Source organism: Mycolicibacterium sp. MU0050, from assembly GCF_963378085.1.
Classification (GTDB): domain Bacteria; phylum Actinomycetota; class Actinomycetes; order Mycobacteriales; family Mycobacteriaceae; genus Mycobacterium; species Mycobacterium wendilense.
Window position 1 is genome coordinate 1,165,412 of record NZ_OY726395.1, and the last position, 14,948, is coordinate 1,180,359.

Below are 14,948 nucleotides of genomic sequence, written 5' to 3' on the forward strand. Positions count from 1 at the left end.
AAGAACCGATGAAAGTCATGGCGCAGATGGCGATGGTGATGAACCTCGACAAGTGCATCGGCTGCCATACCTGCTCGGTGACCTGCAAGCAGGCCTGGACCAACCGCGCGGGCACCGAGTACGTCTGGTTCAACAACGTCGAGACCCGCCCCGGCGTCGGCTATCCGCGCACCTATGAGGATCAGGACCGCTGGCGGGGCGGCTGGATCCGGGACCGCAAGGGCCGGTTGCGGTTACGGGACGGCGGCCGGCTGGCGAAGCTGGCCCGCATCTTCTCTAACCCGAAGCTGCCGTCCATCGACGACTACTACGAGCCGTGGACCTACGACTACGAGAACCTGACCTCTGCGCCGTTGGGTGAGCACATCCCGGTGGCGCCGCCGCGGAGCCTGATCAGCGGCAAACCGATGAAGGTGTCGTGGTCGGGGAACTGGGACGACAACCTGGGCGGCTCACCGGAGATCGTGCCGCGGGACCCGGTCCTGGCCAAGGTCAGCGAGGAGATCCGGCTGGAACTCGAGCAGACCTTCATGTTCTACCTGCCGCGGATCTGCGAGCATTGCCTCAACCCCTCCTGCGTGGCCTCCTGCCCGTCGGGCGCGATGTACAAGCGCACCGAGGACGGCATCGTGCTGGTCGATCAGGACAAGTGCCGGGGCTGGCGGATGTGTGTGTCGGGATGCCCCTACAAGAAGGTGTATTTCAACCACAAGACCGGCAAGGCCGAGAAGTGCACGCTGTGCTATCCGCGCATCGAGGTGGGGTTGCCGACGGTGTGCTCGGAGACCTGCGTGGGCCGCCTGCGCTATCTCGGACTGGTGCTCTACGACGTGGACCGGGTGGCCGAGGCCGCGTCGGTGCCCGACGAGAAGGACCTCTACGACGCCCACAGGCGAATACTGTTGGACCCGAACGATCCTGAGGTGATCGCGGGGGCCCGCGCGGAGGGCATCTCGGATGAGTGGATCGAAGCGGCCCGACGCTCGCCGGTGTACGCGTTGATCAACACCTATCAGGTGGCGCTGCCTCTGCACCCGGAATACCGCACCATTCCGATGGTCTGGTACATCCCGCCGCTGTCGCCTGTGGTGGACGCCGTCAGCCGGGCGGGCCGCGACGGAGAGGATGTCGGCAACCTGTTCGGCGCCCTGGAGTCGCTGCGCATCCCGCTGGAGTACCTGGCCGGCCTGTTCACCGCGGGCGACACCATGCCGGTGGAGCGGGTCCTGCGCAAGCTGGCGGCCATGCGGTCCTACATGCGCGACATCAACCTCGGCCGGGAGACCCAGCCGCACATCCCGGCGGCGGTCGGCATGACCGAGGAGCAGATGTACGACATGTACCGACTGCTGGCGATAGCGAAATACGATGAGCGCTACGTCATCCCGAGCGCGTATGCGCCCTCGGCGGGCAACGCCGAGGAGCCGGGCTGCTCGCTGTCCTTCGACGGGGGCCCCGGGATGTACGAGTCGGGACCGTTCGGTGAGGCCAGTGGCGGGCCCGTACCCATCGCGGTGGAAACCTTCCACGCGCTGCGGCATCGCCAGACCGCCGAGGGGATGGCGGCCAACGCGGAGCGGCCCTCCCGGGTGAACCTGCTCAACTGGGACGGCCGGGGAGTGCCGACGGGCATGTTCCCGGACGGGGAGCAGCAATGAAGCTGCGCACCCGCATCCGCGATACCACCCTGAACGACCGGGCGGTGTGGCAGGCGGCCTCGCTGCTGTTGGCCTACCCGGACGGCGACCGTCAGGAGCAACTGGACACCGTCGCCGACCTGCTCGCCCACGTGCGCGGCTCGGCGCGCCCCCTGCTGGACAGCGCCCACGCGGGTCTGTCCGCACTGGATCAGCGCCGCGCGGCCGAGGATTACGTCGCGACGTTCGATCTGCGTCGTCGCTCCACCATGTACCTGACCTACTGGACCGCCGGAGACACCCGCAACCGCGGCGCGGCGATGCACGGCTTCGTCACCGCCTACCGCGGTGCGGGGGTGCAGCCCCCGAAAGCGGAGTCGCCCGACCATCTTCCGGTGGTCCTCGAGTTCGCCGCCCGGGTCGACCCGGTGCTCGGGCGTCGCCTGCTGGTGGAGCATCGGGTACCGATCGACGTGCTGCGCGACGCGCTCGTCGAGTCCGGTTCGGTCTACGGGGCCGCGGTGGAGGCGGTGTGCACGACGCTTCCCCGCGCCACCGACCAGGAGGTGCAGCGGGCACAACGGCTGGCGCAGGCGGGGCCGCCGGCCGAAGCGGTGGGGCTGCAACCGTTCACGTTGACCGTGCCGCCGCGGCGGGAGACGGGAGGGCACGGGCATGGGTGAGATCTTCTGGGATGTGGTCCCGTACGTGACGCTGGCGATCATCATCGTCGGTACGTGGTGGCGCTACCGGTACGACAAGTTCGGCTGGACCACCCGCTCGTCGCAACTGTACGAGTCGCGGCTGCTGCGGATCGGCAGCCCGATGTTCCACTTCGGGATCCTGGTGGTGATCGTCGGACACTTCATCGGGCTGGTCATCCCGCAGTCCTGGACCGACGTCGTCGGGTTGAGCCAACACGCCTACCACGTCCAGGCGATCACCCTGGGGTCGATCGCCGGGGTGTCCACCCTGCTGGGTATCACGTTGCTGGTGTACCGCCGGCGCACCACGGGCCCGGTGTTCATGGCCACCACGGTCAACGACAAGGTGATGTACGTGGTGCTGGTCGCCGCCATCGTCGCTGGGTTGTGCGCCACCGCACTGGGTTCCGGGCTGGTGGGGGAGGAGCACAACTACCGCGAAACCGTCTCGCCGTGGTTCCGGTCCATCTGGGTGCTGCAGCCCCGGGGCGATCTGATGAACCTGGCCCCGATGTATTTCCAGGTCCATGTGCTGATCGGGTTGGCGCTGTTCTGCCTGTGGCCCTTCACCCGGCTGGTGCACGCGTTCAGCGCGCCGGTCGCCTACCTGTTCCGGCCCTACATCGTCTACCGCAGCCGGGAGGTCGCCAAGGACACCGAGCTGATCGGGTCGCAGCCGCACCGCCGCGGTTGGTGAGATCTTCTCAGAACAGGTAGATCGCGAAGATCACGACGTGCAGGCCGATCAGCCAGCCCTCGGCGGTGCGCCGCAGCCAGGGGGGTGCGGTGCGCACCTCCATGAAGTATCGCACCACCAGCCGGGCCTTGATGTAGGTCAGCGCCAGGACCAGCGCGGTGATCGGGATGCTGGGGTCCACCCGCTCGGTGAAGTGCGCCGGGGCCAGCCACCACGATCCGATGGTGATGACGCACAACGCAATCCATGCCCAGGTCAGGATGCGGTTCTCGCGGGCGTGCGAGGCCCCGTCCGGGGTCGGTGCCGCGGTCGATGTCGTGGTCATGTCACCTCATCACGTAGAGCAGCCCGAAGATGATCACCCACAGCAGGTCCACCATGTGCCAGTAGACGGCGCCGGATTCCACCATGGAGGTGCGGCGGCGGCTCGGGTTGCGCAGTTCCCGGATGACGACACCCAGGACGATGAGCCCGATCAGCACGTGTATCAGATGCACGCCGGTGATCACGTAGTAGAACGAGTAGAACGTCTCGGAGTTGGTGTGCCCGGCGGCGATCTTGGCGGCCCACTCGTAGCTCTTGAACACCATGAACAGCACGCCGCACGTCCCGGCGGCATAGACCCGGCGGATGGCCTGGGCGTGGGCGCCGGCCCGCGCGGACATCACCGCGCGGGCGATGAACCACGAACTGGTCAACAGGATCACCGTGTTGAGCACGCCGATGTTGACGTCGAGGTGCTGCTGCGCGAGCAGGAACTTCTCGGGGTTCATGGCGCGGTAGATCATGAAGATGACGAAGTACCCGGAGAAGATCAGGATGTCCCCGAGGACCATGATCCACATGTCCAGGTCGCCGGGCAGCCGGCCGCGGGCGGGTGTCGCCTCGGGTTGATCCGCCACAGCGGTGGCTGTCGGCGGTGAATCGGAATGTGTCACAAGCGCTTCCTTCGCTGGTCAGTCCAAGGGTGCAGCGTCGACGGGTTCGCGCTCCTGGGCGCGCTTGAGCAGGTAGATCAGCACGCCCAGCCAGACCGTGAAGACCACCACCGCCCACCAGAAGGCCAGCGAACCGTTCCAGGCCATCGGTCCGGACTTGAACACGAACATCTGGGTGGCGATCACCTCGGTGATGATCTGCCAGATCGACACGTAGGCAAACCATTTCGGGAAGATGTCGTTCTTGTCGTAGAGGATGGCGATGGCCAGCGCCAGATACGCCGCCGAGAAGCAGCCCAGCGACCCGTTGTAGGACAGCATGCCGAGGTCATAGAGCAGGCTGATCTGTTCGGGGTTGCGGTCGGGGCGGAACGCCGCGGTCAGGAAGCACACGCCGACCAACAGGAATCCGGGCAGGGCTCCGACGCCCATGCCGCCGATGTAGACGTAGGCCCACACGGATCCGGAGCTCATCCGTTTCATCTGGTAGGCGACCAGGCCGTTGGTCACCGCGGCGCCGCCGAGCAGGATCAGCAGGATCACGAAGCCGATCTGGATGGTCAGGCCGTTGGCGGCGAAGAACGCCACCTTGCCCTCGTCGGTGACATCCGGCCGCGGCGGCGGCGTCACCCGGGCCAGGATGCAGATGATGACGCCGAACACGCCGTACCAGGCCGGGAAGAACCACGTGACCAGCCGGACGTCGGGTTTGCCCTTGGGTGCCTGGTCGGTATCGGCCGAGGAGCCGACAGTCAGCAGGCTCACGGCGCCACCACGTTGTCCTCGACGGCCTGGCGCCACAGCGCCCGGCGCAGCACGAAGAACATCACCACGACGAAGGCGGCGTAGGCCCCGTTGCGCAGCCAGAAGCTCACCAGCCCGTCCCAGGCCAGCGGACCGGTGTGGAAGACGGCGGCCGCCGCGGCGGGGATCATGGCCACCGCGGTGGCCATCGAGTAGTGCCCGACCCACCGCGGGAACACCGGGTCGGGTCCGTCGTCGAAATAGACCGCCAGGCCGAGCAGCACGAACTGGGCCACCGCCATGCCGACCGGCGCGATGAAGATGATCCAGGCCATGTCGTTGAGCAGCATGACCAGCTCGGGGTTGCGCTCGGGCCGGAAGGCGGCCACCAGGAAGAAGATGTTGGAAAGCGCGAAAGTGGTTGCGCCGCTGACGATTGCGGTCAGATAGCAGTAGGCGAAGACGTGGCTTTGGGTCTTCATCCGTTTCATCTGCGTCACGATCACCATGAAGAACGGCAGGATCATGATGCCGCAGAGGTTGAACGTCACCTGGCTGGCGCGGATCCACGCGGTGTTCTCGGCGTAGAACGCCGCGACCTGGTCGGCGGGCACCGTCGGTGACATCGGTGGCCAGAAGGCGGGGAACGCCAGCATCGCGATCAGCAGCACCGCGCCGACGGCGGGCCCGGTCCACAGGGCCACCCACTGGGTTCGGATGTTGCCGGCTTGTGGCGTGTCTTGGACCTGCTCGAGTATCTGCACTGCACCCTCCGAATTGACGCCGGTCAGTGATCGTGTCGGCCGGAAGCGCCCCGGTGCGCGCCGGCGCGAACGACGGCGCCTGCGGCGAAACTCCGGTGTTCCAATCGGAATCACTACTGGAGCAGGATAGCCGATCGGCTAGTGCGAGGAAAGGGCCTTCTGAGAGCAGTCAGTTTTCTCGAAAATTCGCCGGTCGTGGCGGCCGGTCGCCGGACGGGCGGCTAGCCAGTCGTCGGAGTGGTGGGTGGCGAATCGGGCTCTGGCAGCGCCTCGCCCGCCGCCTCGCCACCGGGTGTGCCGCCGCGGGGCGTATCGTCGCCGAGCGGATCGACCGGATCGGCGATGATCAGTTCCCCGGTGTCCGGGCTGACCTCGTAGTTGCCGGGCGCAATCTGATGCACCATCACCAGGCCGGCCAGCGTCGCGGAGACCTCCCGCCGGTTCGCGCGTTGTCCGTTGACGCCCTCCGGTGCCGAAACCCGCATCAGCCGCGGCGTCGTGGCGAGGTCGTATTGGAACGCCCGCAGCATCGACACACACGCGATCACCATGATCACCGAGAACGGGACCGCCGTGACGATCGCTGCCGTCTGCAACGCGGTCAAGGACCCCGCGCCGCCGACGACCAGCAGAATCGCCGCGGCCAACCCTTGTAAGGAGGCCCAATAGACCCGGCTGGTCTTCGGCGTCTCCAATCTGCCGCCGTAGGCGAGGATGTCGATCACCAATGAGCCGGAGTCGGACGAGGTGATGAAGAAGAACACGACCACGATGATCGCCAGCACGCTGGTGATGGTGGCCAGCGGCAGACCGTTGAGCAGTTCGAACAGCGAGGTGTTGGTGTCGACCGCGCCGTCGACCAGCATGTCGCCGTCGTTGCGCTGCCGCAGGATCGCCGAGTCGCCGAACACGGTGAACCACAACGACCCGATGATCGTCGGGACCAGCAGGACGGCGAAGACGAACTCGCGGACCGTGCGGCCGCGGGAGATCCGCGCGATGAACATCCCGACGAACGGCGCCCAGCTGATCCACCAGCCCCAGTAGAAGATGGTCCAGGTGCCCAGCCAGGCGCCGTCGGTGAACGGTCCGGTGCGCAGCATCAACTCGGGTAGCGACTGCACATAGCTGCCCAGGTTCTGCACCCAGGCCTGCAGGAGGAACAGCGTGGGGCCCGCGAGCAGGACGAAGCCGGCCAGCACACCGGCCAGCATCATGTTGATGTTCGACAGCCACTTGAGTCCGCGGCTGACGCCGCTGACCACCGAGTAGGTCGCCAACGCGGTGATGGCCGCGATCATGCCGACCACCCACCAGTTGTTGACCTCGATCCAGCCCAGGTAATCCAGGCCGGCGGCGATCTGGGTGATGCCGAAGCCCAGGGAGGTCGCCACGCCGAACATGGTGCCGACAATCGCGACCGAGTCGACGGTGTGCCCGATCCAGCCCTCCACCCGGTCCCGGCCGAGCAGCGGTTCGAGCAGCCACCGCACCGACAGCGGACGGCCGCGCCGGTAGGTCATGTAGGCCATGCCCAGGCCCACCACCACATAGATGGCCCAGGCGTGCAGACCCCAGTGGAACAGCGTCAGGGCCATCGCCTGGTTGGCCGCGGCGTCGGTGGACCCCTGGATGCCGAGCGACGCGGGCGGACCGACGTAATGGGTCAGCGGCTCGGCCACCCCGTAGAACACCAGCCCGATACCCATGCCGGCGCTGAACAGCATGGCCAGCCAGGCCATGAAGCTGAACTCGGGGCGTTCGTTGTCGTCGCCGAGGCGGATGGTGCCCACCCGGGAGATTCCGCAGTACACCGCGAAGCCCACGAAGCCGGTGGTGGCCAGCACGTACCACCAGCCGACGCCGTCGGTGACCGCCGCGTTCAACGTCCCGAACGCGTCGGCCGCCGTGCCGGAATAGATGACCGCGAAGCCGATCAGCCCGAAGATGACGACCGACGCCGGGATGAAGACCCGCGGATCGATGGTTTGCCGGGGGTTGGGGAACTGCCCCGACCCCCGTTGGCTTGCGCTGTCCGGTTCGGAACGCTGGGTCACGCGCCCTCCCTATTCGTCATCGTTGTCGCTGCGTACGCCGGGACGAATCGCGGCGAAAGCAGACGCAGGCGAGGCCGCACCCGACCATACCGGTCAGCTCGGGAACGCGTAGGGGGGATCGTCAGCGTTGCTGCCCGGCGCCGCTGCGTCGGCGGCGCCGGCGCGTCGAGCTAGTAGCGCAGGGGATCGTCGACCACCCGCACCGGATCGTCGCGGTGACCCGCGGCGTAGAGCGGATGCAACAACACCGGGTGGCGGCAATGCGGACAAGAGGCCTGCGGCTCGTTCACCGTGGAGCCGGTGAGGTGATGGCATTCCTTGCAATGCACGATGTGAAAGGCGCCCATCCAGTTGAGCAGACCCAGGCACATGGCCACGGTGGCCACGGAGCCCACCACCACGATCGCCAATATCGTCAGTACTGTCGAGACCGTCATTTCGACACCTCCAACCACGTTCGAAGCCACGTGACGGATATCTCAACCCTACGCCCGAAGGCGGTGCGGCGAGCCGGGTTCAGGGAGTTGTCAGGCTTTTCGGGCGCGCTTGTAAACCTTCTCCAATTCCTTGCCCCGCAGGCCCATCAGCTCGGCTTTATGCACCTTGTTCAGTACCAGCGGGCACCGTTTGCAGCGCGGCTTGCTACGGCAGCACTTCTTCTTCGGCTTGAGGCCCGCGTACTTACTCGACTTCACGCTGTCCTTCTACTCGGACGTTCTGGTTTCGTGATTGACCTGCTGCACTGCGACAATCTGCGGAATGGAATCTCGTCCCAACTTTAGAAACGTCGCGATCGTCGCTCACGTCGACCATGGCAAAACGACCTTGGTGGACGCCATGTTGCGTCAATCGGGTGCGTTGGCCGAGCGGGGCGAGGCTCAGGAACGCGTGATGGACTCCGGTGACCTGGAGCGCGAAAAGGGCATCACGATCCTGGCGAAGAACACCGCGGTGCACCGCGTCAACCCCGACGGCAGCGTGACCGTCATCAACGTCATCGACACTCCCGGCCACGCCGATTTCGGCGGCGAGGTGGAGCGTGGGCTGTCGATGGTCGACGGTGTGGTGTTGTTGGTCGACGCCTCCGAGGGCCCGCTGCCGCAGACCCGGTTCGTGCTGCGCAAGGCGCTGGCCGCGCACCTGCCGGTGATCCTGGTCGTCAACAAGACCGATCGGCCCGACGCGCGGATCGCCGAGGTGGTCGAGGAGAGCCACGACCTGCTGCTCGACGTGGCCTCCGATCTGGACGAGGCGGCGCAGGCGGCCGCGGAGAAGGCGCTGGACCTGCCGACGTTGTATGCCTCGGGCCGGGCCGGGATCGCCTCCACCACGCAACCCGCCAACGGCGAGGTGCCCGACGGCGACAATCTGAATCCGCTGTTCGACGTGTTGATGCAGCACATCCCCGCGCCGACGGGCGATCCGGAGGCCCCGCTGCAGGCCTTGGTGACCAACCTCGATGCCTCGGCGTTCCTGGGCCGGTTGGCGCTGCTCCGCATCGCCAACGGACGACTCAAGAAGGGCCAGCAGGTCGCCTGGATGCGGGAGGTGGACGGGTCACCGGTCATCACCGGAGCCAAGATCACCGAACTGTTGGCGACCGTCGGCGTGGAGCGCACGCCCACCGACGAGGCCGTCGCCGGGGACATCGTCGCCGTGGCGGGCCTGCCGGAGATCATGATCGGTGACACGCTGGCCGATCCAGAGAATTCCCACGCGCTGCCCCGCATCACCGTCGACGAGCCCGCGATCTCGGTGACCATCGGCACCAACACGTCGCCACTGGCCGGCAAGGTGTCCGGGCACAAGCTGACCGCGCGCATGGTGAAGAGCCGGCTGGACGCCGAATTGGTCGGCAACGTGTCCATCCGGGTGGTCGACATCGGCCGGCCCGACGCCTGGGAGGTCCAGGGCCGCGGTGAGCTGGCGTTGGCCATCCTGGTGGAGCAGATGCGCCGGGAGGGCTTCGAGCTGACCGTCGGCAAGCCGCAGGTGGTGACAAAGCAGATCGACGGCAAGTTGCACGAGCCGTTCGAGGAACTGACCATCGACTGTCCCGAGGAGTTCGTCGGTGCCATCACGCAGCTGATGGCCGGGCGCAAGGGGCGCATGGAGCAGATGACCAACCACGCCGCCGGCTGGGTGCGGATGGACTTCGTGGTGCCCAGCCGTGGGCTGATCGGCTTCCGCACCGAGTTCATGACGCTCACCCGCGGCACCGGTATCGCCAACGCGGTGTTCGAGGGGTACCGGCCCTGGGCCGGGGAGATCCGGGCCCGGCACACCGGATCGCTGGTCTCCGACCGCAGCGGTTCGATCACGCCGTTCGCGATGATCCAGCTCTCCGATCGCGGCCAGTTCTTCGTCGAACCCGGCCAGGACACCTACGAGGGCCAGGTGGTGGGCATCAACCCGCGCGCCGAAGACCTCGACATCAACGTCACCCGCGAGAAGAAGCTGACCAACATGCGGTCCTCGACCGCCGACGTCATGGAGACGTTGGCCAAGCCGCTGGAGCTCGATCTCGAGCAGGCCATGGAGTTCTGTGCCGCCGACGAGTGCGTCGAGGTGACACCGGAGATCATCCGGGTGCGCAAGCTGGAACTGACGGCCAGCCTGCGGGCGCGCGCCAAGGCCCGGGCCAAGCAGGCGAACCAGGGATAGGTCTGCTCGTGGGTTGGGGCAAGCGGGCAGCGCCGGCTCGCGGCCCGGCGGGACGGCCCGGGACCGGCGCCGGCCACTCCGGCCGGACGCGCCGGTGGCTACCGGGACGCCGGGCCGGCTGCCATTACCCTGTTGACGTGCCCCCCGCCCGCAGCCGCCTCCTGACCTCGGCGGCCGTGTTGTCGGTGCTGCTGACCGGCGGGTGCACGGTCAGTCCGCCGCCGGCCCCGCAGAGCACCGAGACCACGGAGACCACGCCACCCCCGCCGCCGAAGGCCATGCAGATCATCATGGGGATCGACAACATCGGCCCGGGGTTCAACCCGCATCTGCTGTCCGATCAGTCGCCGGTCAACGCCGCGATCAGCGCGCTGGTGCTGCCCAGCGCCTTCCGTCCGGTGCCGGACACCAAGAGTCCGACGGGGTCCCGCTGGGAGGTTGACAGCACGCTCTTGTTGTCCGCCGAGGTGACCGACGAGGACCCGTTCACCGTGACCTACAAGATTCGGCCGGAGGCGTCCTGGACCGACAACGCGCCGATCGCCGCCGACGACTTCTGGTATCTGTGGCGGCAGATGGTCAGCCAACCCGGTGTCGTCGACCCGGCCGGCTACGACCTGATCACCGGGGTCCAGTCGGTCGACGGCGGAAAGACCGCAGTGGTCACTTTCTCCCAGCCCTATCACGCGTGGCGGGAGCTGTTCTCCGACATCGTGCCCGCGCACATCGTCAAGGACATCCCCGGCGGCTTCCTCGCGGGTCTGGCCCGGGTGATGCCGGTGACCGGCGGGCAGTTCCGGGTGGAGACCATCGACCCGCAGCGCGACGAGATCCTGTTGGCGCGCAACGACCGATTCTGGGGCCCGCCGGCGGTGCCCGACCAGATCCTGTTCCGCCGGGCCGGGGCGCCCGCGGCGCTGGCGGACTCGATTCGCAACGGCGACACCCAGGTGGCGCAGGTGCACGGGGGAGCGGCGACGTTCGCGCAACTGTCGGCGATTCCCGACGTGCGGACTTCGCGGATCGTCACCCCCCAGGTGATGCAGCTGACGTTGCGCGGGCAGCAGCCGCAGTTGACGGATCCGCAAGTGCGCAAAGGCATCCTGGGGCTGCTCGACGTGGATCTGCTGGCCGCCGTCGGGGCCGGCAGCGACAACACCGTCACGTTGGCGCAGGCGCAGGTGCGTTCGCCGTCGGACCCGGGATATGTGCCCACGGCGCCGGCGGCGCTCAGTCGAGAAGCCGCCCTGGCGCTGTTGGAGGGCGCCGGTTACGTCGTCGAGCAGGAAAGTGCGGACGACCCCGGGGCGCCGGCCCCACCGCAGGGCGTGACGCGAGGGCGGATCAGCAAGGATGGTGAGCAGCTGACCTTCGTGCTGGGTGTGGCCGCCAACGACCCGACCTCGGTGGCGGTGGCCAACACCGCCGCCGATCAGCTGCGCAACGCCGGGATCGCGGCCTCGGTGCTGGCCTTGGACCCAGTGGTGCTGTACGGAGAGGCGTTGGCCAACAACAGGTTCGACGCCATGGTTGGTTGGCGGCACGCCGGTGGCGACCTCGCGACACGGCTGGAGTCGCGCTACGGCTGTCGGGCACTGCAGGCCACCACGGTGTCGACCTCGGGTGCACCGCCCAGCCCGGCGCCCACCTCGACGCCGACGCCCACCTCGTCGCCCGCGGCGGCCCCCGCACCGCCAACGCCACCGGCCACGACGCCGCTGACGACACCCCCGTCGCCGGCGCCCGAGGACGACGGCCGGCTGGTGCAGGCCCCGTCCAACCTGACCCAGGTGTGCGACCACAGCATCCAGCCCACCATCGACGCGGGTCTCGACGGTTCCATGGACATCGACGAGGTCATCGAGGCGGTCGAACCCAAGCTGTGGAACATGTGGACGGTGCTACCCATCCTGCAGGACACCACGATCGTCGCCGCGGGACCTTCGGTGCAGAACGTCAGTCTGTCCGGTGCGGTGCCGGTGGGCATCGTCGGCGATGCCGGAACCTGGACCAAACGCCGCTAGCCCTCAGTGGTTGGCCCGGAAGCAGTGGTGGGGCACATCTTTCGACGCACCCCACCACTGCCGGCCGGTCGGCCAGCCTCCCCCTCTGACCGCCGTCCGACTCGGCCCGGCCCCGCGGGCCGCTGGGCTCAGTCGTTGGCTTCCTTCTTGGCTTCCTTCTTGCCCTCGGTCTTGGTGTCCTTGTTGTCGTCCTGATCGGAGGCGCTCGACGCAGCCGGCGCGGCCTTGCGCTTCGGCTTCGTCAGCTTGTCCACGGTGCGGTCGCTGCGCTTCGAGACGGACTCCACCTGCTTGCCCAGGGATTTGACCGCGGCGCGGACGGGCCGGGGCCGATCCGGCTTGGCGGTGTCGCCGTCGGCTGCTTTCGCGGAGACGGGATCGGACGCCGAAAGTTGCCGGCGCAGTTGGTGCGGCGCGACGTCGGCCGGCTCCGATGCGGCGGCGATGCCCGCGGTCTCGGTGTCCGAGGCGTCGAGGTCGGGGTCCACGTCGAGCGCCGTGGCCACCAGGCTGCGGGTCTGTTCGGTGGCCCGCCACAGCACGTCGTTGCGGAACTGCATGACGGCGCCGTCCGCGGGCCCCGTGGTGCGGGGATCGCCGTCGGTGCCGCCGCCGAGTGAGTCCGGAAGCACCTCCGCGACCGCCTCGATGGCGGGGTCGGCGACCCATAGCGGCGCGTCGATGTACTGCCGGACGGCGCGGTACAGCCCCTCCTCGTCGCCGGCCGCGATGGCCTGCGCGATCGGGATGATCCCGAGCGGGGCCAGCACGGCACCGGTCGCGAGGTTGGACGCCGAGCGCACGAAGCCCTCCGCCAGCACCGCGGCGGGGTTGTCGTTGGCGCCCGCGGGGACACCGAGCGCGTCGGCGATGGCGGTGCGAAGTTCGTCGGTCCCGGCCCACAGCACGTCGTTGCGGAACTGCAGCAGCGCGCCGTCGTCGGTCGTGGTGGTGGACTCCTGGCCGGTGCCGCCCCCGAGTTCCTCGGGAAGGATTTGCGCGATGGCCTCCAGGCTCGGGTCGGCCACCCACAACGGCGCATCGATGCTCTGCCGCAGGGCGGCGTACAACAATTCCTCGTCGCCGCCGGCGATGGCGACCGCCATGATCAGCGGATTCAGCGGGGCCAGGGCGAGGCCTCCGATGGCGCGCTGGGCCGAAAGTGCGAACAGTTCGAGCGGCGGCTCGGTGTAGGCGGCGGTCAGCGCGACCGGGACGGTGGTGGTTCGCGCTGTCGATGCCGGCGGTGCGACCGGCGCGAGTGCGATTGCGCCGGCACCGACGATTGCGACGCCTGCGGCGATGCCGCGTTGTGCTCGAGTCATGAAGAAGCCCCCCAGAAATTCGCTCGTGATTTGTCCCCCGACGTTGCTGACGGTACCGGTCCCTTCGGGCAATCTCAGCCTGGTCTCAGGTTTTTCACGGGTTTCATTTGCGTGCGCAAAGTGTTCGGTTTTCCCAACTCTGGCAAACACGCAGCCTGTGGCCCCTGCGGGCCGATGGTCGGCGGGCCCGCGGGCGCGAAATTCGGCCCGGCCGCGTCCCGCCGGTGCCTCTTCGCCGGGCTTTCCTCCGAAAGCTGCGACCCCGCTTGCACTTTCAGCGCCGCGTCGGTGCGTCGCGGGACACCGCGCGGCACGCGACCAAAATGGCCGACACTGAGGATCTGCTGCGGATTGATCGACCTTTGTGCCACTGACGGCGATCCGCGTTTAGGCTATGCCGATGCTGATTGAGCGGCCCCGGATGCTGTTCGTCCACGCGCACCCCGATGACGAGACCATCACCACGGGCGCGACCATCGCCCACTACGCCGCGCACGGGGCCGACGTGCACGTCGTCACCTGCACCCTCGGAGAAGAAGGCGAGATCATCGAGGACCGCTGGGCGCAGTTGGCCGCCGACCATGCCGACCAGCTCGGTGGGTACCGGATCGCCGAGCTGTGCTCGGCGTTGCACCTGCTGGGGATCGGCGACCCGATCTTCCTTGGCGGCGCGGGCCGCTGGCGCGACTCCGGGATGGCGGGCACCGAGCCGAGAACGGGCCGCCAACGCTTCGTCGACGCCGACGAGCGCGAGGCGGTCGGCGCCCTGGTCGAGATCCTGCGGCAGCTGCGGCCGCACGTCGTCGTCACCTACGACCCCAACGGCGGGTACGGACACCCCGACCACATCCGCGCCCACCAGGTCACCACCGCGGCCGTCGCCGCCGCCGCGGACTCCGAGGAGTACCCGGGCGAGCCCTGGGAGGTCGCGAAGTTCTACTGGACGGTGATGTCCACGACCGCTCTGCAGGCCGCCGTGGCCGCGCTGGCCGACGACGACCTGCTCGAACACTGGCAGCGCCCGCCCGCCGACCTCGACTTCGGATTCCCCGACGACCAGATCACCGCCATGGTCGACGCCACCGAGGGGCTGGCAGCAAAGATCGAGGCGTTGTCCGCACACGCCACTCAGGTGGTGGTAGGGCCGACCCGGCGCGCCGCCGCCCTTTCGAACAATCTGGCGCTGCCCGTCCTCGGGCACGAGCACTACATCCTGGTTTCCGGTGCGGCCGGCCCGCGCGACGAGCGGGGCTGGGAGACCGACCTGCTGGCGGGTCTGGTCGACGAATAGGCGCGGGAGAGAACGCCGGCGGGACTGCCCCCTCCCAGTCCCGCCGGCGAGCTTGCGCACCCTGACGCTGCGTCCGACGCTACGACCGTCGTGTTCGAGAAGA

The 14,948-nt window shown here is 68.1% G+C and carries 14 protein-coding genes; 6 read left to right on the forward strand and 8 right to left on the reverse strand.

The features are described 5' to 3' along the window. Nucleotides 1–8 precede the first annotated feature (8 nt). Genes narH through narI form a run of 3 tightly spaced genes read left to right on the forward strand, consistent with a single transcriptional unit; the run spans nucleotide 9 to nucleotide 3,038 of the window. Nucleotides 9–1,658: a nitrate reductase subunit beta gene (gene narH, locus R2K23_RS05645; protein WP_316515026.1), complete on the forward strand. Its 1,650-nt coding sequence runs from the start codon at nucleotides 9–11 to the stop codon at nucleotides 1,656–1,658. Continuing rightward, entirely contained in the window at nucleotides 1,655–2,320 is a 666-nt protein-coding gene (gene narJ / locus R2K23_RS05650; protein WP_316515028.1) for a nitrate reductase molybdenum cofactor assembly chaperone, read from the forward strand. Before narH ends, narJ begins: the two co-directional genes overlap by 4 nt. After that, nucleotides 2,313–3,038: a respiratory nitrate reductase subunit gamma gene (gene narI, locus R2K23_RS05655; protein ID WP_316515030.1), complete on the forward strand. Its 726-nt coding sequence runs from the start codon at nucleotides 2,313–2,315 to the stop codon at nucleotides 3,036–3,038. The genes narJ and narI overlap by 8 nt, the downstream gene beginning before the upstream one ends. A gap of 7 nt (nucleotides 3,039–3,045) precedes the next feature. On the opposite strand, the gene R2K23_RS05660 is transcribed toward narI, so the two are convergent. The 7 genes from R2K23_RS05660 to R2K23_RS05690 all read right to left on the reverse strand — a co-directional run bounded on the left by R2K23_RS05660 (nucleotide 3,046) and on the right by R2K23_RS05690 (nucleotide 8,236). After that, a complete protein-coding gene (locus R2K23_RS05660; protein WP_316515032.1) occupies nucleotides 3,046–3,363 on the reverse strand; it encodes a cytochrome C oxidase subunit IV family protein in 318 nt (105 codons plus the stop codon). A 1-nt stretch (nucleotide 3,364) separates the two neighbouring features. Beyond that, nucleotides 3,365–3,883: a cytochrome c oxidase subunit 3 family protein gene (locus R2K23_RS05665; RefSeq protein ID WP_316517075.1), complete on the reverse strand. Its 519-nt coding sequence runs from the start codon at nucleotides 3,881–3,883 to the stop codon at nucleotides 3,365–3,367. Nucleotides 3,884–3,994: 111 nt separating this feature from the next. Next, complete coding sequence (locus R2K23_RS05670) at nucleotides 3,995–4,741, reverse strand: hypothetical protein (RefSeq protein WP_316515033.1); 747 nt, start codon at nucleotides 4,739–4,741, stop codon at nucleotides 3,995–3,997. Beyond that, the gene (locus tag R2K23_RS05675) at nucleotides 4,738–5,484 is read right to left on the reverse strand and encodes a hypothetical protein (RefSeq protein ID WP_316515034.1); all 747 of its coding nucleotides are present in this window, start codon (nucleotides 5,482–5,484) and stop codon (nucleotides 4,738–4,740) included. Before R2K23_RS05675 ends, R2K23_RS05670 begins: the two co-directional genes overlap by 4 nt. A 221-nt stretch (nucleotides 5,485–5,705) precedes the next feature. Beyond that, nucleotides 5,706–7,469 carry a BCCT family transporter gene (locus R2K23_RS05680; RefSeq protein ID WP_316517077.1) on the reverse strand — a complete coding sequence of 588 codons (1,764 nt, stop codon included), beginning with the start codon at nucleotides 7,467–7,469 and terminating at the stop codon, nucleotides 5,706–5,708. 242 nt (nucleotides 7,470–7,711) lie between these two features. Further along, the gene (locus R2K23_RS05685) at nucleotides 7,712–7,978 is read right to left on the reverse strand and encodes a hypothetical protein (RefSeq protein WP_316515037.1); all 267 of its coding nucleotides are present in this window, start codon (nucleotides 7,976–7,978) and stop codon (nucleotides 7,712–7,714) included. A 90-nt stretch (nucleotides 7,979–8,068) separates the two neighbouring features. After that, complete coding sequence (locus R2K23_RS05690; RefSeq protein WP_316515041.1) at nucleotides 8,069–8,236, reverse strand: hypothetical protein; 168 nt, start codon at nucleotides 8,234–8,236, stop codon at nucleotides 8,069–8,071. A gap of 64 nt (nucleotides 8,237–8,300) precedes the next feature. Here R2K23_RS05690 and typA point away from each other — a divergent pair, with 64 nt between their 5' ends. Together typA and R2K23_RS05700 are read left to right on the forward strand one after the other, a co-directional pair. Beyond that, nucleotides 8,301–10,205, forward strand: coding sequence for a translational GTPase TypA (typA, locus tag R2K23_RS05695; RefSeq protein WP_316515043.1), 1,905 nt, complete (start codon nucleotides 8,301–8,303; stop codon nucleotides 10,203–10,205). 137 nt (nucleotides 10,206–10,342) lie between these two features. After that, a complete protein-coding gene (locus R2K23_RS05700; RefSeq protein ID WP_316515046.1) occupies nucleotides 10,343–12,229 on the forward strand; it encodes an ABC transporter family substrate-binding protein in 1,887 nt (628 codons plus the stop codon). 128 nt (nucleotides 12,230–12,357) lie between these two features. Here R2K23_RS05700 and R2K23_RS05705 read toward each other — a convergent pair whose 3' ends face one another. Continuing rightward, nucleotides 12,358–13,554 carry a hypothetical protein gene (locus tag R2K23_RS05705; RefSeq protein WP_316515048.1) on the reverse strand — a complete coding sequence of 399 codons (1,197 nt, stop codon included), beginning with the start codon at nucleotides 13,552–13,554 and terminating at the stop codon, nucleotides 12,358–12,360. A gap of 403 nt (nucleotides 13,555–13,957) precedes the next feature. Here R2K23_RS05705 and mshB point away from each other — a divergent pair, with 403 nt between their 5' ends. Next, nucleotides 13,958–14,845 (forward strand): N-acetyl-1-D-myo-inositol-2-amino-2-deoxy-alpha-D-glucopyranoside deacetylase, encoded by an 888-nt coding sequence (gene mshB / locus R2K23_RS05710; protein ID WP_316517079.1) that lies wholly within the window; start codon nucleotides 13,958–13,960, stop codon nucleotides 14,843–14,845. The last annotated feature ends 103 nt before the right edge of the window (nucleotides 14,846–14,948 follow it).